Annotated in this window: 7 protein-coding genes; 2 read left to right on the top strand and 5 right to left on the bottom strand. The window is 42.3% G+C overall.

Annotated features, from left to right (window positions below; translation table 11 throughout):
- Window positions 1-69 precede the first annotated feature (69 nt).
- Window positions 70-12,429, bottom strand: coding sequence for a T9SS type B sorting domain-containing protein (locus MJO53_RS12480; protein WP_252079310.1), 12,360 nt, complete (start codon window positions 12,427-12,429; stop codon window positions 70-72).
- A 498-nt stretch (window positions 12,430-12,927) separates the two neighbouring features.
- On the opposite strand from MJO53_RS12480, the gene MJO53_RS12475 reads away from it, so the two are divergent.
- Complete coding sequence (locus MJO53_RS12475; RefSeq protein WP_252079309.1) at window positions 12,928-13,563, top strand: transglutaminase-like domain-containing protein; 636 nt, start codon at window positions 12,928-12,930, stop codon at window positions 13,561-13,563.
- A 181-nt stretch (window positions 13,564-13,744) separates the two neighbouring features.
- Here the strand turns inward: MJO53_RS12475 and MJO53_RS12470 are convergent, their stop codons facing one another.
- The 4 genes from MJO53_RS12470 to MJO53_RS12455 form a co-directional block, all read right to left on the bottom strand.
- Window positions 13,745-15,295 (bottom strand): RagB/SusD family nutrient uptake outer membrane protein, encoded by a 1,551-nt coding sequence (locus tag MJO53_RS12470; protein ID WP_252079308.1) that lies wholly within the window; start codon window positions 15,293-15,295, stop codon window positions 13,745-13,747.
- 16 nt (window positions 15,296-15,311) lie between these two features.
- On the bottom strand, window positions 15,312-18,758 hold the full coding sequence (locus MJO53_RS12465) for a SusC/RagA family TonB-linked outer membrane protein (RefSeq protein ID WP_252079307.1): 3,447 nt from the start codon (window positions 18,756-18,758) through the stop codon (window positions 15,312-15,314).
- Between the two features lie 84 nt (window positions 18,759-18,842).
- Complete coding sequence (locus tag MJO53_RS12460; protein ID WP_252079306.1) at window positions 18,843-19,973, bottom strand: FecR family protein; 1,131 nt, start codon at window positions 19,971-19,973, stop codon at window positions 18,843-18,845.
- A gap of 115 nt (window positions 19,974-20,088) precedes the next feature.
- On the bottom strand, window positions 20,089-20,649 hold the full coding sequence (locus tag MJO53_RS12455) for an RNA polymerase sigma-70 factor (RefSeq protein WP_224834922.1): 561 nt from the start codon (window positions 20,647-20,649) through the stop codon (window positions 20,089-20,091).
- Between the two features lie 268 nt (window positions 20,650-20,917).
- On the opposite strand from MJO53_RS12455, the gene MJO53_RS12450 reads away from it, so the two are divergent.
- Window positions 20,918-22,951: an MGH1-like glycoside hydrolase domain-containing protein gene (locus tag MJO53_RS12450; protein WP_252079305.1), complete on the top strand. Its 2,034-nt coding sequence runs from the start codon at window positions 20,918-20,920 to the stop codon at window positions 22,949-22,951.

Genomic DNA, 22,951 nt, shown 5'->3' with positions numbered 1-22,951 from the left:
GTAAAAGCCCTAATTCATGTTGCGAATGTCGTTTTTAGGTTAAACTACACTGTTTATTTTCCTCTTCATTTAACGATATAGGGTAAAATGTCCAACAAATTCCCTTTGGTCTTCTATTCCGTTCAATCGGATAATGTACCAATAATCACCTGTTGGCAATCCTTTTAGCTGGTACTCTCCGTTCCACTCATCCTGATTGCCTTTGAATTGGAACAGATTTCTACCGTACCTATCAAATATTTTGATAAATATATTCGGGTACTGCTGAATATTCTTAGGGGCCCAAGTATCGTTCTGCCCATCACCGTCCGGAGTAAAGAAATTTGGGATCTCTATATCTATAAACTCAACAAATATATCCTGCGACACACTACAACCGTTGCCATCTGTAACTGTAATGGTATAGGTATCGGTCGCTGTAATATGGAATTCAGAATCCGAGGTTTCCGGACCTCCATTTATACTATAGGAATAATTACCATCACCTCCTTCTGCAAATGCTTTTATACGGTTGATGTCTTGATCGCTCAACTCCAATGTCAATGGTTCAAAAATGGTTATGTTAAATTCGAACGTATTGATGCATCCATTGCTGTGCAGTGCCGTAATGTAATGTTGCCCTGCCGTCAAATTTTCAAAGTAAGGATCTAATTGCATCTGGTTGGGATCATCGGTATCCAATCCGAAAATCACATCACTGTAAACATCGGAATCTTCGAGTAGAATCCGAACTGCATTGGACGCAGCTCCCATAGTGTCACATTCGTACAATACTTCCGCCTCTCCATTTAAGTTGGCTCCGGCCTGCACTTCGAACACCTCGGCCATTTCACAACCATTGGCATCCCTTACAAACACTACGTGTGTGCCACTGCTCAAATCTTGGTAAGTAAATCGGTCTTGAACAAAATCCGTATCGTTATTGGTATTTAAGCTCGTATAGTATGGAGCTGTACCTCCCGAAATTTGTAATGAAACGGTTCCATCACTACTTCCAAAGCAAATCTCGTTGGTAACGGTTGAGCTTGTTTGTAACTCATCGGGTTCGGTCAATGTGAACTCGATCAATTCAAAACATCCATTGCTGTCCTGTGCGATTACCCGATAATCGCCTGGTGATAAATCATCAAAACTATTCTCGTCCACAAATTGGTTGAGGTTGGGCGATATTGCAAACTGATAATCACCGGATCCGCCCTGTACATCCAGAACCACATTACCATCGTTGGCACCATTACAGCTAATATTGTTAATGGTAGGGGTTACCACCAAAGGTGTAGGCTCTTCTACAACGATCTCTTCCGAGATGACGATACAATCTTCACTTTGCACCCGTACATAATAGCTTCCTGCAGGTAAATCACTGAACCTACCATTGTTTTGATCGGGCCTAACCTGGTTGGTCAAAGCCAAATTAGCAAATAGGGCATACTGGTAATTTCCAAGTCCTCCGTTGGCAAATGCCTCAACAAAAGCCGTACTCTCACCATTACAATTTACTTGTGCCGCCGAGATGTCCAAATCCACGGTAAGGGTTTCTATTGGGGCAATGGTTATTTCGTTGGAAATTGTGGATACACAATTAAAACTATCCCTTATATAATATCTGTAGCTTCCTGCCGTGATATTTTGCAATAGATGTGTATCGGAAGCAACGGTCCCGTTCATTGCGGTAAAGTTAACGCCATCTGTACTCCAAGTATAAGGTGCTGTTCCTCCAGATGCTACCAACAGTAATTCAGCATCCGACTGACAACTTAATGGTTGATGTGTAACCAACATAGCATCTACATCGGTAGGCTGTACTATTTCCACAATACTGGATTCGAAGTCGCAGGCCATATCGTCCGTTACCGAAATACTATAGAACCCTGCTCCCAAATTATCGAAAGTTGGCGATGTTGAGGTTGTGGACGAACTTAACAGTGTTGTTCCCAAAGCATCGGAATATGTATTCAACACATATCGGTAGTTCGTGGTCACATTTCTAGCGTTTAAACTTATGGTCACGGAGGCATCGGTATCTCCCTCGCAAACTAAACCAGTATTGGAAATGGTCCCGGATATGGGGTCGGGCAGCAACAGTTCAAAAGCGTTGTTGAAGACCTGGGTGCATCCCAATGCATCGGTCACGGTTACATTGTACTGTCCGGCAACCAAGGATTGGAACAGATGGCTGTTCACTCCGGTAACACTCGTGGTTGTTCCACTGCCCACATGGGTCAAATCCATGGAATATGGCCCTTGTCCGCCCGCAGGAGAAATTAAAGCACTTCCTTGATCATTGGTACAACCTACATCGGTTAAGTCTATTGGATTCAATGTAACAGGGGCCGAAGGTGTAGCAATACTGAACGATCGCACTTGGCTGCACTCTGGGAATGCATCCTGCACTACTTCAACTACATAATCTCCGGCAGGAACAAATATCGGAGCTGTTGGTCCAAGGTTGATAGATGAACCATTCAATATTGAGGCTCCATCATCGGAGCGATCGGCCGGTGTACCATTGGTATCAAAAATATACCAATGAAAACCTGATGCATAGGAAGCATCCACCAAAGTCAATTGAATACTACCATCGTCCCCAAAACAAACGGCATCGGTCAATTTGTCCACAATTACATCGAAAGTGTTGGGTTCTTCCACCAAATGGTTGATTGTAATTTCACAACCCGTAGCAACGTTCAATACGCCAAAGGTGTGATTTCCTGCTGGAAGATCCACAAATTGATTGGATGCTTGATATACTGCCGATGGCAACAATCTAAATTGATAGTTGGCCGGATCTGTGGCGTAACTTGTTAGGCTACTTGTAACATTAATGGTAACATCCTCGCCCAAATTGGCACAGCTGATCGGATCATCAACGTGAATTGTCGGCGTATTCATTTCATCGAACTCTGGAATATTGACCATAATTTCGGCAGAGCATCCTTTGTTGTCCACCACTCTTGCAATGATATTGCCTCCTGCAAAATCTGCATGGATATAATCTGGGCTTGCTCCTGTTTGGAGCATAGTTGAAGTTGCGTCATCGATAAATTCGTAGCGCACGTATGTGCCACTTCCACCGGAAATGCTAGCAACGTTGATCGTAATTGTGGCATTGTCGGCAGCATTACCTGAAGTACAACCAAATGGATCTACGGTTGGCACATCAAAAGTGATAGGATTGGGTTCTGGAACTACGATGTTCGAAACAACTGTATCACATCCATTTTGACCCACAGCGGTTACCTCATAAATACCTCCAGGTAAATTATTGAAACTATTGGTCGTAGGGTCGAAGACCGCCACATTTGGACTCAATGTATAAGTCAACGGATTAATACCATTGTTGTTCTCTGTGATTGCAATGGTTCCATCCAATGCTCCATTACAAGATACAGCAGTCGGAGTGGCCGTAAAACTTGGCTGGATTGCGGCAGGAACCTCAACGGTGAATGTTCTGGAACATTCAGAACCTTCCACCCCAATGTCGTAAATATTCACGGTATAAGTATCTGCAACCGTTACCAATTCGGTAACTGTGCTGCCGCCCATTGCCTGTCTTCCAACCAAAGTACTGGAAGTACCCAATATTTCATATTCATAAGTGGTGGAACCATTGGTAACATTGATCAAAATTTCAGCTTCGTTACCGGCTCCACAACCTAAAGTTTCTGCCAAGCTAACATTTGCCTGCATGGTCGGGTGTACGGTAACGGTATCTGTAGCGGTACAGCCGTTACTATCCAAAACACTTACTGTGTATGTTCCGGGAACCACATTGGTGAAAGTTCCTCCATTGTTTACATAATTAGCACCTCCGTCCAAAGAGTAATAGAATGGCATGGCGCCTGTGGCCATAACAATATTTACATCGGCCTGGGTATCACAATTATCCACAACAATACTATCTATTGTTGGGTTTGGGGCAAGGTCCAAATGTACGCTTCCCAAACTCTGTGAACATCCATATTGGTCGGCAACAGATACATTATAAGTTCCTGCCGGTGAATTGGCCGGGATTTCGATAGGGTTGTCCAACGTGCCAGAGACTCCAGCAAACCCGGCTGGTCCGGTAACATCATAATAATAGGTTCCTCCACCTCCAGAAATATCCGGGATTTGGATTAGGCCTGGGTTGCTACACGTAATATCCTGCAGTACCGTAGGGCTTCCGGACAAAGCATCCAGTTCCTCCAACGCTTCGTTTTCAGAAGCACTGACACATCCGGAACTTGCGCCATCCTTTTTAGTTACCTCAAGGAAATATTCCCCTTCACCCAAAGCATTGAACGTTAGCGATTGAGGAGAAGAAAATGGAACATTTACGCCGCTTGTAGTTACCACCACAGGCGTACCGGAAGAAATATCGTAGAAGGTCCACTCAATTTCGGAGCCAGGTGACACGGTGTTTTCCACTATGGTGTATTCAATACTTCCATTGTTCAATCCATTACAAGCTGGGGTAATATTGGATGTTATATCAAATGGGTGAACAAAGAGATCATTTACGTTTACATTACTCTGCCTTACACAACCATTGTTGTCCTTAACATAGAACACATAGGTTCTTCCGGGCACCAAACCTGTCCATACATGATTTCCATGACCAGCTGGAACTACTACCGGAGTCCCTGATGAATCATCGATGTTGCCACCTACAATCCATGTTGCCGTAGCGGGATCAAAACTGGAAGGATCGTCCGAATAAGCATATTCGTAGGGTGCCACACCTTCCGATCCCTGGACTTTTACTTGCAACTCATTACAGTTCACGACCACGGCAGAAATGGTAATATCCAGATCATCCAATGGATATGGAATAATAAATTCAGGGAAATCGGTCTGGCAAATTGGATTGCCCGTTCCGTCTACAGTTCTTATGGAAGGATATACAGAATCTCCTGAATTATATCCCCTGAGTTGATCTGTGGCTTGCCAAGTAGCACCACCATCATCACTAAATTCCAGAGTGCCCAAGGTCAATGGATAGTTAACAAAATCAAATCCGAAGTCCATTGGTCCACCTCCACAGTTTGATGGATATCTTCCAATAATATCGGCAGTTAGCTCATCTGGATTATTTATGGTAACCGGGGTTTCCGACAAAGGACAACCGTACGTATCGGAAATATTGATGGTATAATTCCCTGGTGACAGGTTGTAGAATGTATGTGTATTGGACAGCACGTTGTTAAGGGTTTGGTCCGATGCCCCTCCATTGTCCAAATCTACAATCTCGATGGTAAATGGTGCATCCCCAGATGTGATATTCACCGCAATACTACCCATACCATCGTGACATTCTGGTGCTGTTGGCGTTGTTGTGAAGGCCAAAATTGGTGCTGCCGACACGGTAACCGTTTCTTTATATTCACAATAGGGAGCAGTCCCATTGTTGTCTCTTACAAATACATCAAATGTACCTTCGTTTCCGGCGGTAATTGTTTCCGTATTCAACCCTCCAAAATCACCTGCCAAAGGAGTTGATCCTGTGGGCACAAAGGCATACACATAATTTCCATCACCGCCAGTTGGAGTAACGGTAATATTGCCATCTCCACAGCTGGTTACATCCAGCTTATCTACTTGAGCGGTAATCGTGGGCAGAATTACAACGGTCTGCAATACAGGTCCACAGCCATATCCGTCCGCCACTTCTATATCGTAACTACCCTCTGCCAATCCTGTAAACGTATACTCGGTATCGGTAGACGGTGTCGGGGTTATCCATGCCCCTCCATTTATTCTAAAGGTATAATCTCCATTTCCATCGGTAACCGTTGCCGTAATGGTAGCATTGTTCAAACCATCGTAACATGCCGTGGACGAAGTAGTGAAAACAATGGTCTCAGGAGGCGATACCGTAACCGGTGCTGCAGAAAGTACATCGCATCCATTGGCATCCCTTACCCGCACTAAATAATCGCCATCCGCTACATTTAAGAAAATAGGATTAGATTGGTAAGCGACTTCCAAATTCCCCAAGGTATCCTCCAATTGATAGGTATAACCCGGTGTTCCTCCCGTAACTGAAGCTTCTAATGTTGCTCCTGTATTGAAACAGGTATAGTCGGCCGTTAAGTTCAATGAAGGTACTATGGCGGCAGGTTCCGTTAAAGTAGCTGCAAAACTTACCGAACAGGTGGTTTCATCTGCTTTTCTGACCATAACGGTATAGCTTCCATCGGCCAAATTGGATGCCGTTGTCACAGGAGATGACATGGAAGCAATCCAGGTGGCACCTCCATCCAAAGAGTATTCGAATCCTGCCACAGCATCAAAGTTGCCCACTTCAAAAGTAATGGAGCCATCGGCTGCACCGTTACAACTTGGGTCGTCAACGGTCAACAATTGAGCTTCAAATGCTTTATTGGGTTCCACAACCACAATAATATCCTGAGTTTTTTCACAGATTTCCGGCGATTGTACTGCCTGGATATCATCCAAAATTAGGTCGTTGCCAAAGTCACTGTTCAAATTGGTTCTTAATACGATGCCAACAGTAGTATTTGCTCCTGGATTAAAGGTAACTTCTCTAAAATGCCAATCGTCCGCATTTGTGTTTTTAGGGATTTCGTTGGTAGGGATACTAGAAATTACGGTACCCGAGCCATCCACCAACTCTACCAAAACTTCCGGATTGTTTCCATTGCCGGAGGTTACCATAAGGTTATAGGCCCAAAATGAGAAGGTGATATCTTGATTAGGAAGCACCTCTATTCCATTCCTTTCCCAAAGAACACCGAAGTCTCCTGCCAAGGTACTCACATCGATGGCCAAAAAGCGACCATCTGTCAAACCAGTATGGTCGTTAGGACTTCTCCAAGCGGGAATTGGATTGGTCACGAAGTTGGTTACAGTATATTCGCCGTTTACCAAAATACCGGCAGGCCCCAAGTTACATGCTGTTTCTGTTCCATCTTGTGGTTCGTAACAATAACCGGATCCAATCTCTTCAATTTGGGTAGTAATCCCCGTTCCAAAGTTTTCTTGAAAAAGTGTGCTTTGATCCGGAGCGATACTACTGGAGTATCCTACGGTAACTGTATGTGTTCCGTCTCCAATGTTGTTGAATATATTATTATCGACCGGAGTATTGGGCGAACCGTTCAAACTATAGGTATAATCAAAATCCGTTGCGTTGGATGTTCCAATGGAAATGGTAGCCAATCCATCACAAGCATAATCGATTGTGGTTGTAAAGTCTGGGTCTGCTGCCATAGCAGGAACCTCTAATTCCATAGGGTACGTACAACCTAAATTATCCCTAACGACAAGATTGTAATTGCCGGGCATTAAATAACGGTCGTTGGTGGGAACAAAATTACTACCGCCATCAAAACTATAGGTGTACGGGGCTTGTCCTCCACTGGCATTCAATATCTTCACCAACGCACCATTCGGGTCACATGAGGCGTCCTGAACAATGGCCGGCGAGGCCGTCAACCTAAAAGGTTGGTCTATTTCGTAATCAAAATTTTCGACACATCCAGTACCTGCATTACCGCTGGAATCCATTACGGTAATGGTATAAAGTCCGGCAGGCAAGTTGCCAAAATCGTTATTGGTTTGATAAGTAGCTCCACCATCCAAGCTATATTGGTAAGGTGCTGTCCCTCCCGTTACGGATACACTCAAGGTTGCCGTAGATGAATCAGCACATACGATTCCCGAGTGGGTCGCAGATACGGTAAGGCCACCAAGTTCTTCCATTCTCACACTATTGGAGATAGCATAGCAACCATTGTCGTCAAAAACGATGAATTGATAATCACCATCCTCATTTGGGAAATAGGTGGTCGGTGTACCTCTATATCCGAACAAAAAGTTGGTATTGGTCTGCATTTCGGAAGTAGGAACGTCTGACGGGTCGGCATACAAATCCACCCCATCTTTGCTCCAAATGGCCATTTGATAATCCGGGTTCGGAGTACCACCCGAGGGGGTCAGGGTAATTACTCCCGCGGTACAGGTTATATTATCAGTGGTCAATGCGGTAAGCGTCAATTCAGGAATTTCATTTACCGTAATTTGTTTGGTATCGGTACAGCCGTCATCCGTTGTGGTGATTACATTGTAGTTTCCTGGGTTTACATTGTTAAACGTATGGGTGTTGTCCGTAGTTGGATTTTGTTGTGCGATCAAGGTTCCGAGACCACCATTGGAGCCATCGTCCAGCCTAAGTTCGTATTTGTAATTGGGCAGTACGTTCAATGCCTGGATACTTACGGTTCCCAACTGATTGCAATCAGCAGGTGTTGTATCGACATCTACCTGGAAATTTCTTTCCAAGATACCAATATCCTCTGTTTCAAAAATACAGCTTCCTTCTATAGGGTCTCCTGTTGATGGGTTCAATTGAGTTACCTGAACTGTATAAGTACCACTTGTGGTTATATCAAAACTAGGTCCATTGTTGGCAGAAAATGGCACCACAATGTTTCCGTTGGATGCATCTATCAATTGGAACCCGTAATTGGCCCCTACTCCGTTGACTCTAATGTTTCCAGGAGTGCTGCACAAAATATCCGTCGGCGTATAGTCAATATCCAAGGTGTTTTTGAACACGTTGAAATAGAATCGGCTAAAACATCCGTTCTTATAATTGATGACCACTCGATATTTACCACTTTCGGTAACTGTAAAATTGTCTTGCACCACTACATCGCTCCATGTGCACATATTGCTTTTGTTGGCACAATCATCACCTGCATCCGAACAACTGCCTTCGTCCAGTTTTTGCCAAACGATGTCCAGAGCATCGGTTATACCGAGCTGAAGGGTAACTTCATCATTCTCACCACACAAGAATATTTTAGGCAATAAATCACCATCAACGGAACACGTTACGATTTCTCCCTGTATGTTGTTATCTGGATTACTATCGGCATTTACCTGGTTAAAATAGCTTATTATGGGATTGGTCTGTGTGTCGCCAAAACGTTCTACAGTGATAAGCTCTGTCAAATCAGGACAACTTCCTCCTCCTGATTTCTCCACAATGTAGTTTCCAATATTTGTTACCAATAGTGTACTTGGGTCGGCATCACCATCATCCAAGATGGTATCGGCACCATCTATTTGACCATTCCCATTGTTGTCCAATGCCCAAGTATAGGTTGCAAATCCGGAACCTGCCGTTAATAGAGCATCATCTCCACATAATTGAACTGTTCTGGCTTGACCGCAATTGGCCAAGTCGTCCAAAATATTGTTAGTGGCCACTTGTGGGGTTACATCGCACGGGAAATTGGAAGAACCGGGCTCATCGGTGTAAGTGGTTGAATTAACGACCCCTTGGAATGATGCGTAAGCCAAGTTCTGCAACTCGGATGAACAGGCATCGACAAAATCGGAGCAGTTTCCTGAAACGGTCACTGTGATTTTTATGCTATACTCCGGGTCTCCGATTTCTACAAGTGCATCTGGGACCTGGAATTGCAGTGTATTTGTATTGATGTCATAACTATGTGTCGTACCCAAGGCATTGGAAACATCCACATTGTCCAATGTAACATTGTTGGGCAGAATATCGGTTATTGCGAAGTTTGTGGCATCATCGTCCCCGGTATTTTGAAAACGGAGCACATACTGAAAGGTTTGCCCTAAACTGATTCCTTGGCCATTGATATCCACCGCGCTTAAATTTTCGGATGTATTGCCAAGCAATATTTCAGGGGCGTATACTTGGGTGTAAGAGGCAGCATTTACAGTTCCATCGGTTGGGTCCACCACTGGAACTCCAGAACCGTATTCCCCGCCATCTCCGCCGTCGGCATTCTCATCTTTATAAAATTCTACGGCATCGGTACAACCGTCGCCATCACTATCCAAATCGAGTGAATCGGGAATACCATCGGAATCGGTATCGCAGCCTGCTGTTAACAATACGCCCCGCATGTTGGTGGGCCCTACAACATCTTGTCCTATGGACACAGTGTTGTTTCCGGTCGGATCCCAATTTACCACATTTGCTGGCGTGGTCAGGTTCATTGGCTCCAGAGGACCACCCGAGGATCTTGCACCGAATATTTGGAACTCCCCGGCCTGATCTACCACTACACGCAGCAAGGGACTTCCATGTGTTCCTGTAATTGTCCATATATCTGGGTTTCCTCCTTCTCCGTAAGTAGTTCCATCGTTAAAACGGGCAAAATTTCCACTTGCGCCAAGCTGGAACTGTATTTCACCTGCCACATCTACTCCATTGATATTGAAGTTGAACGAGTTATCCAAACTGAAAACGTCGAACACCAAATAGTTGTCGACACTAATCAAACTGCCACTATGCGGGTCACCATTGGATATGTTGAACAAAAGGGTATCGCACTCGTCCTCATCGTAAATACCATCATTGTCATCATCTAGATCGGTGATGTCATTTACCCCATCGTTATCCGAATCGTTGTGAACCACTATACGGGCGGATGGGACATCTTCTGTTATATTGGTATCGGTTTGATCTTGTGTATTTACTGCTGTATTGATCAAACTCAACAAAGGAAGTGTGTCAATTTCATCTGCCTGTACTTCTAGCTCCAAAAAGGCGGTTTCGCCACCATTCAAGGTTCCGATATTCCAAGTGTTTCCACTCCAACTTCCCGTAATTGTGAATGCCGAGACCAAAGTAAGTCCGGCAGGGATATTGTCTGTTATTTGAAGGTTGGTCAATGGTCCATCTCCAAAGTTTCTCACCTTAATTGTAAACGTTGCCGTTTCCCCTTCCATTATTTCAGGTTTATCGACCGTTTTTTCCAGTGCTACGTCGGGATCACAGTACAGGGCCGTTAAGGGTTGTGAATCGTAGGTACATGGCCCTTTGGTTCCTCTAACAAAATAGTCCCCGGCGCGTGTTGCAGCAAAGCTGGGTCCATTGGCCCCAGGTATGGCCACACCATCTTCGTACCATTGGTATGCATCAAAGTTTCCTGTTGCCTCATATATTTCGGACCCCACAAAGCATCCGGTACCTCCCCTAACCTCAAGAGTTACTTCGGGGACCGTATCGAACCCAGAAAAATATCCGGCAACACCCCTGTTCCCGTTATAGCCAAAAAATCCGACGGCTATTGGTCCAGTGGACTGAACGCTGACATCTCCTGTTAGATTTGGAATAAAAAACGTTTTCCAATCTGTAGATCCTGCAACGGGATTAGAGGCAGGAAGTGTTACAGATCCATTTCCATCTGTCACAGAAATATTAGCATCTGGTGTGTTTACGGCCGCGATAATAGTAACTCCCCCGGTAACATTGGTACCGGCCATGTTCCGTATATCGGGAATGTTGTCCATAACATCGGGCAGCAAGCAGTTTACCGGTGCCACAAAGTTCAATCCTTGGGTATAAGCTTTACTATCCCCCCCTATACACTGATAAGCATAAGCGTCTTTTGAGGTTTGTACAAACATATTGGCCCCAGCTGTATTGGATGTATAATAACTACTGGGAATTTCAAAAAATTCACCATTGTCCAGTGTAGCAATAGGTGTTCCCGACCCATTAACGTATACTTGCGTGTTATCGGCGGTGGCAATGATCAAAGGGAATTCTGTCCATCCATTGGAAGCTCCATTGCCCCTAATAAACACATAGTCTTTTCCCAATTTATTTTCGGGCACGGGTTGATCGATTCCCGCGTCACGATTACTATTGTTGGCTTGTCGTCCATAGTTCATGGAACCATTACTGATCACAATATTTTTATCTGAAACAATGGAAGCCCCTATCCAACCATCGCGATGTGCGTTGGAAGGAGAATTCCCTACATAATTTTCAAACACAAAGGACTCGTTGGCGTCCAACGTTACGGTATAAGTGTCGTCGGTAATACCATAGGCATTGTTACCCAATCTAAAACTACAGTTTGGATCGTACCCAAAAACGGTAACCGTGGTATTGTCCTCGGTCGCCATTATTCCCAATGTATTGGATTTTGATACGTGTGAACCCAAATTAGGCACCCCTCCCCATTTAAAACGTGTACCCATCGCCACTCTTCCCTTGGATGTCAGCGATGCTGCTTGGGACCCAGAATATCCGCGATAATTGACGTAAAATTTATTTCCGCTCGGAGATTCGAACCTTAGGCCTGAATTGTTCAGCACAACCCCAGTATTGGAATTGGTAACCAAAGTGATATTGTTATCCCCATTGGGCAAGGTGTATACCGCTGGATTGGTATTTGAAATATTGAAAGTGGCAACCGGTGTTGCACTGGTCCCACGATAGGCATTTACCACAAAAGTTACCGGCTCCGGTGTTGACAGATAGACTGCTTGTTGCTGGACAGCTTCGTTGTTTCGCCCTTGCTTTAAAGGTGGAAGATAATGAAGGTCACTTAACTGGGCTTGTACTTGGTTAAACGCAAAAAACATTAACAAAATGCAAATGCTTTTCAATAAACGATCTGCGTACGAAGAGGTAAAATTGGCCATTTTGAGGTTGGTCTAATGTATTACTTGAAACAAAAAAAGCTCTTAAAGCCCTCGTATACATATTTTTGTTGTCATCTTCGAACTTTGTTGTGTCTAATAGGTCGTTCCTGTTGTTATTCAATTCAAAAAATCTGCATAAAACCTCTTGATCCATACATTATTACAGTTTTTTCCCACAACTATTTAAATTCAATGTTATATGGTCAATTCAATTGGAAGCAATGGCACACAATTATATTATTTAGCCTATCGCCTTTATTAGTTTCAATTAAATGTTCATACCTTTAAAATGCAGTATAATGTCTCCTATACCCTTCAACTCAAGTTGAGTTTCAATAACTGTTTACTATAATAATTACTTTTATAAATCCCTTACTGGAAATAATCAGAAAAGAATTATCTAATTAATTTGATAGTTTATCTTTACGAGAAACATTTAGTTCCAAAAATTTTATCTTAAAAAGAGAACTTTAACCAAAAACCTTTCCTTTTAAAATTATGGTATACACTCAGGAGACTTTTTACTTTGATCATTCCAGTCCAGAAATTCAAAAAATGGTGGAGAGCATTAAAAATTTGGTTTCCGACCAGGAAAAAATCGAGCATTTGTATCTTAAAGTTAGAGACGGTTGGCGTTACAACCCATATAATATTGGATTGACACCTGCGCATTACAAAGCCAGTGCCATTGCCCGAAAAACGGTAGGCCACTGTATCGATAAAGCTATTTTATATGTAGCAGGGCTCCGTGCACTGCACATACCTGCCAGATTACGTTTGGCCAAAGTGGCCAACCATATCGCGACGGAACACTTAGAAGAAACTTTGGGCTCGCACGAAATAGCCCCACATGGTTTGGTAGATGTATTCTTCAATGGCAAATGGTTCAAATGTTCGCCTGCTTTTAACAAAGAGCTCTGTGATCGCTATAATGTTGCTCCCTTGGAGTTTGATGGCACTCAAGACTCCATTTTTCAGGAATATAACAGGGACAACAAACAGTTTATGGAGTATATGGAGGATTACGGTCACTTTGAAGATGTTCCTATTGATTTTATATTCAAAACCTTTCAGGACACCTATCCTGAGGTAAGCAAAAAAATACAAGGTGCAAAAGAGATCAAAATCAAATAACTTTGATCAATTTAAACCTACAGCAAATCATCATAGGCCCAGAGCCGATAACAGTTTCTATTTTCTTTTAGTTTTGATGAGTAGTTGATGAGCTTTTAGTATTTAAAAAAAGAGCACCTAAGAGTTAAAAAACTCCTAGGTGCAAAAACTAAACTCAAAACTGAATTAAATTAACTTGAATTTATTCTCCTACCATTGGATTGGCTTGAATTTCGGATAGAGGGACAGGGAAATAAGAATGTTCCGCTGCACTAAATCCAGATCTGCCGGCCGCTTGCATAGCCTGATCTAACATGCCCCAGCGCCTTAGATCAAAAAATCGTGTTGACTCCAAGGTAAGCTCCATAATACGTTCGTGTATAATCTGTTCCCTCACTTCTTCCTGTGTTGAAGCGGTGGTTGGGGGCATTAAACCATGGACTTCCCGTATTTCATTTATTATTGGTATGGCCAAAGCAGTGCTACCGGTCTCGTTCAGTGCTTCGGCATACATCAATAGTACATCCGCATAGCGCATTAAAGTTAAATTGATTCCAATATAACCGTTGTCCCAAACATAATTGGGCAACCATTTCCTAAAGTATGCACTGCCATCTTTTGCGTCTGGGCTGCCGTAAGTATCGGATACAAGAACATCCCATGTAAATCCTTGCATTGCATTGGTTTCTGTATCATTGTAATAATCATCTTTAAAATAAAGGGTTCCGTACAATCGGTTATCGTACAAACCGTTGGAAGCAATCATCCCCTCGCTCTTCATAAGGTCGACCAAGTCGTAGGAGGCCTCGATACCTCCCCATCCACCAATGCACCAGTCACCAATAAACGCATGTAGTCGGTTAGCGTTCCACGAAGTAGCATCGCCACTCTTAAATTGAAGTTCAAAAACGGCTTCTTGATTGTTTTCGTTCTCGCCATTGAAATTGCCAACAAAATCCGGAAACAAATCATAAACTCCGCTTTCCACCACTTGTTCCAGTGCTGCGACAGCATTATCCATATCTGTGCCCTCTGCGGACGATGCATCTCCGGCTTTATATAGATATGCCTTACCCAAATAGGCCAATGCCGTGCCTTTGGTGGCCCGTCCCGTATCTGCATCGGTACGCGTTTCCGGCAAATTGGATGCCGCTTCTTGGAAATCTTGCAAAATTACTTGCCATGCCTCTGGACGGGTAGACAATGGACTATCCAGGTTATCCGGACTGAGCTCCTCCATCCTTACAATAATCTGCTCGTACAGACTAAGTAATTTGAAATGATAGTACCCTCTCAAAAATTTGGCCTCGGCAATAATCCTGTTCTTATCCGCTTCTGAAATTTGTTCGGGTGTCATTTGACCCACTTTGGATATTACCTGATTTGCAAAATTGAGTCCTTTATAGTTGGTGGTCCAAAGTACATTTAAAAAAGTATGGCCATTGGTATAATTAAAATTGAAGATAGACATCCAATGGGCATAATTAGATGCATCCGGACCTGGTAAGGCGTAATCCGAACGAAAATACTCCACTACAGGTCTTCCTTCTTGCCATCCATCCCAAAAGTTACTTCTTGATTCCAGTTCTGAGTAGGCAGCCACCAGCCCCGATTCAGCATCTTCTACATTTCTCCAAAACGATGAAGACGTTAATTGGTCCGGAGACTGTTGCTCCAAAAATTCATCATCATCACAGGAGAGTATTGCAAACATGAACATGCTTGCGACAAACATTTGTACTATATTTTTCATGTCTTATTCTTTTTAATTAAAATTCCAATTGCATTCCGAAGATGAATGATTTGGTCTTAGGGTACAGGTTTAAATCGATACCTCTTGATAATATGCTCTGGTTCTGCCCGGAGATACTTGCTCCTACTTCTGGATCCAGACCACTATAGTTTGTGAACGTAAATAAGTTCTGCCCGGTCATAAACAACCTTAAACGGTTGATCCCGATCTTCTCCAATGTTGTTCTTGGCAACGAATACCCCAAAGAAATTGTTTTGACCCTTAAATAATCACCATTTTCCAAGAACCTTGTAGATGCACGGTTGTTCCTGTTGGGATCACCGAGCACGGCACGTGGTATGTCTGTGTTGGTGTTATCCGGTGTCCATGCGTTAAGAGCGGATTTTCGGTAATTTCTACCGGTATCCATACTCATTAAACGAAAATCGTTTCCGTTATAAATTTTGGCACCCCCAACGCCTTGGAAGAACACGTTCACATCAAAACCTTTATAATCCGCACTTAGGTTTAAGCTATATTCAAAATCAGGGATTGCGGAACCTTGGTAGACTTCATCATCGGAATTAATGACCCCATCTCCATTTTGATCTACAAAACGGATATCCCCAGGTGCTGCTTCTGGTTGAATCGGTACACCATCTACACTATGCGCATCAATCTCTGCCTGACTCTGGAAAATTCCGTCGGCTACTGGCAAGAAATACGCTCCGGGCTCATAACCGATCTTTGTCTGGTTAACAAAATGATCCGAGCCGAACAACAGCCCAATACCATAAATGGTCTGATCTTCGTTGCTCAACTTGGTTACTTCACTATTAATCGTGGTAAGTGTAGCAAATGCAGAATAATTAAAAGCACCATCTTTATTGGTGTAGCCAATCTCAAATTCCAGCCCACTGTTCTCAAACTCTCCTACATTGACTACGGGATTGTTTACCCCGGCCGCAGGAGATACTACTTTGGTAATCAATAAATCTTCTGTGGAACTATTGTAATAATTAACCGCTCCTGTGAGCTTATTGCCCATCGATGCAAAATCGAGTCCTAAATTATAAGAGGTATTGGTTTCCCATTGAAGGTCGTCGTTCTGTAACTCTCTTGCAATACTTCCTTGGTAAGAGGTCTGTGGATTTCCAAATACGTACCCTCCATCGTCTTGACTTTTACCTTGGGATATCAAAGCAACATAATCGTAGTAGCCCAGTGCACTATCGTTACCGGCCTGTCCCCAACTAAACCTTAGTTTTAAAAAATCGAAAGCATTCTGGTTTTCCATAAAGTTCTCACTGGTAAGTTTCCATCCCAATGCAAAGGATGGGAAAACACCATACTTGTTATTGTTTCCAAATTTTGAACTTCCATCCCTACGTACGCTGGCCTGGAACAGGTATTTGTCATCAAATGCGTAGTTTATTCTTCCAAATTGTGAAGCCAGGCTATATTCTGCATTTGTTCCTTGAGAAAAGAACGTACCATCGTTAAAGGCATTTAGGGTTCTAAAATTGGGATCTAATATTTCGGCAGGAACGCGCTCTTCCACAATGGCTCCATCCTGTACCTCTCGTTGAATCTTGTAGCCTTCGGCCTGGGTATAATTCCATTTGTAAGGTTCTCTAATACGTTGGTAACCTGCCAACAATTGAAAGTCATGCTTTTCATCAATATTGAAATCGTACTTTAAGGTATATTCTTGGTTGTACCTTTTAAACTCATTGTCGTACTCGGATATGAATGCGAACTCTCGGCCTTCTTCCTGTGCCGCCCTTACTTGAAACGGTTTGTGGAAGGCAAACTCGAACGAGTCCCTAACAGAATAGGAAAGGTTGGCGCCGGCCACTAGACCTTTCAGCACTTCGTAGGAAACATTTACGGTGCCTAAAAAGTATTTTGCCTTGTTGTACTGCTCCAAGAATTCGTTTTCGCCAACCGGATTTCTGTGATCGGGCAGATCACCATCCCTATAACCATAACCAGAAGGTTTGGTCTCGTCCAATACCGGGATCAATGGCGAAATAAAGTAAGTTTCACGAAGCGAAAATTTATAAGGTTCCCTGTATGTCTCACTATAATTTAAGTTGGTCTGGATCTTCAGCTTACCTTTGGTAACCCCTAGATTTGCGGTAATACCCTTTTTATTGAACCTAGACCCAATAAGTATACCTTCCTCATCGGCATAGTTCCCTGCAATGGAGTAATTAAAAAATTCGGATGCTCCACTGATACGGGCATTCAACAAATTTAAATATCCCGTTCTATCGGTTTCGTCTACCCAATCGGTGTTAAAATTGGGAGGGTTGGTCACATAGTTCGGCAACTCGGCTCCGGCATTGGCATACATTTGCTGATGAACTTGGACATATCCATCGGCATCCAATAATTCCATAATTTCTCGGGAACTGTTTATACTATAGCTTGAATTTATTTCGACCCTTGGTTTTCCGGACTTACCTTTTTTGGTTGTAATGATCACAACGCCATTGGCTGCTTTTGTTCCATAAATAGCACCCGAAGCGGCATCTTTGAGAACTTCTATGGATTCAATATTGATGGGATCTAGATAATAGGGATCTGCCTGAACCCCGTCTATAATATACAATGGTTGGTTGTTTCCAAAACTTCCCACTCCACGTATAAGAACATCGGAAACGGCACCAGGACTGCCCGAAGAGGAGGTAACCGTTACACCTGAAACCCTACCTTGCAGGGCATCGGTAGGGTTGGTAACCACTACCTTGTTCAGTTCTTCACTTTTTACAGAGCTAATGGCCCCAGTAACATCACTCTTCTTCTGGGTACCATAACCAACAATGACCACCTCATCCAGACCCTGTGCATCTTCCTCAAGTGTTACATTGATCACCGTTTGGTTACCCACAGTTATTTCCTTTGTTAAAAAACCCAGGTAACGGAAGACTAGAATATCTCCCGAACCAGTCGTTTCAATGGTATAATTACCGTCAAAATCGGTTTGTGTACCTGTGGTAGGACTACTTTTGAGGTTAACTGTGGCACCTGGCAATGGGGCTCCGGACGAATCCGTTACTGTTCCGGATACCTGTTGCTGGACCGTTTTTTTCGTAAATTTTATATTATCTGGGGATTTGTTCAATAAAATAGATCCATCCATTGATATTTTGTAGCCAATATTGGCAAAAGCCAGACTTTTGGCCAGTAAATCGCCTATTCTAACCTCTCCTTTTTCCAATTTAACTTTGGGTGCATCTTCAAAAAGGTCAGACTTGTAGATAAAGGAATAATTGGTTTGTTTTCCTATGAGGTCCAATAACTCTTCCACTGTTACTTCCGCATCGGTATTTATAACAACGGTCCTGTTTTGTGAAAAGCCGGTTTTAGCGGTAAATCCAAAGGCGGTAACGCAAAACAAAAAGATAAAGGACCTCATCATGATGATCAATAATTTTTTCCTATAGGATATAGGAATACCATTACATTTAGTTTTCATAAATTTGAAATGTTAGTTAGTTTGTACTAATTAATTGACGGGGATGAGCGTTTAAATTGTCCAGGTCTAAGCCTCATCCCTTTTTTATTCCACTATTATAGTGTTTCCCTCTGTTGTTAACTTTACTTCATTTGTATTTTCGATTATTGTTAAGATTTTTTCTAATTCTTGGTTTCTATTGAACATACCATTGAATTCAATGGCTGCCTTTTCTTGATTTTTTATCTGTATTTCGGCATTGTACCATCTAGAAATGGTCACCAAAATTTCGCCTAATGGCATATCCTTAAAATTGAACAACCCATCTTTCCAGGCAACTATACTGTTTACATCGGCCTTTGCAATCTGAACGGTTCCGGCCAATGGGTCAAACACTGATTGATACCCCGGAGCAAGTTCCTCCGTATTTCCGTTCTGATTCACGGTAACTCGACCATGCACCAAGGCTGTTGACACTTCGCTATCTTCCCGATAGGCCTTAATATTAAACGCCGTTCCTAACACATCCACTTCCTGGCCTTGGGTTTTAACCATAAAATGAGTACCGTTGTGGAGGCTGCTCGGGGAAACCTCAAAATAGGCCTCACCATATACCAATTCAACTTTTCTTGGCTGATGATCCACAAAATTTACGGGATATCTAAGTTGGCTGTCCGAGTTGAGCCACACCTTGGTGCTATCCGAGAGCACAACATAGAACTGACCCCCTCGAGGTATGGTCAGAGTGTTATAGGTTAATCGGGCATTCTCACTGGACCTGCTCTTTTGATAGACCAATTGCTCTCCGTTACTGCTTACATTTTGGCGCATAAAGGAATCCCCTTTTTCCAGGGCGACCTGGGTACCATCCTCCAAGGTCAAGGTTGCTTTATCCGTACCTACCTCGATTTTCTTTTCGGCAACCTGTTGTATAGGAAGTTCGTGCTGCGATTTTTTAAACACCAACGGAAGCGATACGATTAGCAAAATTACCGCTGCAGCTACATATTTTATATAAACTACGTTCCGTTTCTTTCGTTCTATGGCCAATTTTGAACTTAGTTTGGACCAACCTTCATCAATACCAACAGATTCGGGAGATTTTAGATATCCTTTTTCTACCCTATCGAAATAGTTTTTGTGCCGTTCGGATTCAGCTATCCATGCATCAAAAATTTTTCTCTCCTCTTCCGAAAGGGAGTTGTTCAGCTTTTTAAGAATGAGTTTAAATTCCATGCGATTTGACCATATCTCACCACTAAGACAATCAAATCATAAGAATGGGTGACAATTTTTTGACAAAAATTTAAAAAACAGGTTAAAATAAGAGGTTTTTAACAACCCGATATCGCTACTTGGTAAGCAAAACAGCGATTACCGTGATCAATTGTTCAGCAATTCTGATCTTGGCTCGCTTTAATTGTGTCTTTACCGTATTGACGGATATTCCCAGCTCTTCGGCAATGTCCACGTATTTATAATTTTCGATATATTTCATGCGTACAATACGTTGCATCTTAGATGGTAACATTTCAACAACTTTGAGTACTTGATTGTGTATAATGAGTTGATCCTCCTCAGAAAAAACGTCCAACTCGTAATCAGTACCAATAAAATGCTGCATATCCAAAACCTTGGCGCGATCTGTAATTTTTATTGATTTTAGATGATTCAGGCATCTATTGCGAACCATCGTGAAGAGATACGCATTAAAAGAGGTCGCAATTTTAATTTTGGAGGCATTCTCCCATAAATAGATAAAAACCTCCTGTACAATATCTTCACTGATCGATTTTTCGAAAAGATAGCTATCGGCGTACTGAACCAAATCTTCGTAGGTATCCTCAAAAAACCGTTTGAACACAAACTGGTTCTTTTGCTGTATTTCCCGAAAAACCGATAGAGAATCCAAAACAGTACCTAATAAGTTTAGTAGACCAATTAATCAAAAGGACAAACTAATCTAAATAATAATTTAACACAAAAACAATATATTTTTTTATGATTTACAAAATTTTTAAATCTAAACTACAGTATTCTTATTGAATTATAATGATTTTAACCAGATTCAAAAATTTTATTTAATTTGCAGCGTCCACTTTTGTTTTCCCTTTTTTCTTATTTGTACAACTAGATTGTTGTTGAAAATTAGATATGTTTTAATTTCTTAATCATCAACAATGGGCTATTTATATAAATTATTTTGTCGTTCTGGTTTAACGGTGGCCAGCATAGTATTTCTTTTGCTTTGGGGTTGCGAACATCAACCCAAAACAGCTGCAACCAATAGTAAAACCATAGGATTTTCCAAGAATATCCTAGATTTTAGAGGGAATCCCACGACTCCAGAGTCCAGAAATATGCTTATGTACTCGGATCAGGGAGCTTGGTTCGCTTACGGATTTCCATCCAAGGTTACGGATAAATTAGGATTTACCGGGCCTTTTTTAATGACCCAACAAAATGGTGTCTGGTCTGGAAATTCTCTGGCGCAATTAGAGGTTATTTTAGCGGATGGCAACAGGTGGAATCCAACTGAAACCATTCAGAATAGCTATGCCAGCCATTTGGAGCAGCAATTTAAGGATAGGGAACTGGCAATTGTTCAAAAACTGGTTTACCTTTCTCCGCATACGGCTGTTCAACAGACCAGAATAACTAATGTGTCACAAAAACCTATCGCTTTAAACCTACGCTACACAGGTAACCTATTTGCCAATGGTATTGTGTTTTCCACTACGGATCAAGGCCTCCAATTAACATCTGAGCATAGTAACGCAAAAGGGTATATCCGTTTTTTAGACTCCAACACCAAACTAAAGGAAGTAAGAAGCCTAAGCTATACTAGCATGGAACAACATTTAATCTTAGAACCTCAAACTTCTAACGAATCTATTGTGGCACAAAGCTTTATTTTTCCAGAATATGATCCAATAAAGGAAAATAAAGAATTGGATAAAATAAATTTTGATACCGTTCTCCAAGATCGGATCAGGGAAAAAGAAAACCAATTGGATACCCTATTCCAAAATACCGATACGAAATTCAAAGATGATCGATATGCAGAGGTATTGGCCAAAACTTTGTTAACGCTTCAGAACAATTGGCGTGTGCCAGCAGGTGAATTGCGGCACCAAGGCCTTTTTCCCAGTTACCATTACGAATGGTTCCATGGATTTTGGTCTTGGGATTCTTGGAAACATGCGGCCGGACTTTCCTATTTTAACCCGGAATTGGCCAAGGAACAAATAAGAGCGATGTACGACTTTCAATTAGAAGATGGCTTTATCATAGATTGTGTTTATAGGGATACCACAATTGAGCCCCATAATCTAAGAGATACCAAACCACCATTATCTGCTTGGGCGGTATACAAAGTATTTAAAAAGGACCAGGATAAGGGATTTTTAAAAGAAATGTATCCCAAACTAAAAAAATATCATCAATGGTGGTACAACAAAAGAGATCATGACCAAGACGGTATATGCGAATACGGTTCTACGGACGGGACGGTACTAGCGGCAAAATGGGAAAGCGGTATGGATAATGCCATTAGGTTCGATGCGACCCAAATGGTAAAAAACGGAGAAGGTGCATATTCCATGAACCAAGAAAGTGTTGACCTTAATGCCTACTTGTATGCAGAAAAAATATACCTAGCAGAACTGGCAAAGGTCATAGGTAAATCATCAGATCATGAAACTTATATAGCCGAAGCGGAGATGCTGAAATCGAAAATTCAATCACAGTTTTACAATACAGAAGATGGTTGGTTTTACGATACGGACTTGTCCGGTACTACTTTTGTAAAAGGAGCAGGCAGTGAAGGTTGGATTCCTCTTTGGGCAAAAGTAGCTACTCAAGCACAGGCCACTACCATAAAAAATAAAATGATGGACCCCGAAAAATTTTATGTAAAAGTTCCTTTTCAGACCATGTCCAAGGACCATCCAAAGTTTGATCCCATGAACGGTTACTGGAGAGGACCCAATTGGCTGGATCAATCCTATTTTGGCGTAAAGGGATTAAAAAATTATGGATTTGAAGCCGAAGCGCACAAGGCAACCTTGCAAATATTAGAAGGTGCGGAGGGCGTAATGGAAAAAGGAATTTCAATTCGTGAGAACTATCACCCGTTAACGGGAAAAGGGTTGTATGCCAAAAATTTTAGTTGGAGTGCAGCCCATATCATCATGTTGCTAATGGAAGAATAG

This window comes from Flagellimonas marinaquae, from assembly GCF_023716465.1.
GTDB lineage: Bacteria > Bacteroidota > Bacteroidia > Flavobacteriales > Flavobacteriaceae > Flagellimonas > Flagellimonas alginolytica.
Note: the sequence above shows the minus strand (reverse complement) of the source record. Positions and strands in the feature narration are given on the sequence as shown.

Excerpts from the sequence above, each read along its gene's own strand:
- MJO53_RS12475 (WP_252079309.1), top strand. The coding sequence starts at position 12,928 with ATGGTATACACTCAGGAGACTTTTTACTTTGATCATTCCAGTCCAGAA.
- MJO53_RS12480 (WP_252079310.1), bottom strand. The coding sequence starts at position 12,429 with ATGGCCAATTTTACCTCTTCGTACGCAGATCGTTTATTGAAAAGCATT.
- MJO53_RS12465 (WP_252079307.1), bottom strand. The coding sequence starts at position 18,758 with ATGAAAACTAAATGTAATGGTATTCCTATATCCTATAGGAAAAAATTA.
- MJO53_RS12450 (WP_252079305.1), top strand. The coding sequence starts at position 20,918 with ATGGGCTATTTATATAAATTATTTTGTCGTTCTGGTTTAACGGTGGCC.
- MJO53_RS12460 (WP_252079306.1), bottom strand. The coding sequence starts at position 19,973 with ATGGAATTTAAACTCATTCTTAAAAAGCTGAACAACTCCCTTTCGGAA.
- MJO53_RS12470 (WP_252079308.1), bottom strand. The coding sequence starts at position 15,295 with ATGAAAAATATAGTACAAATGTTTGTCGCAAGCATGTTCATGTTTGCA.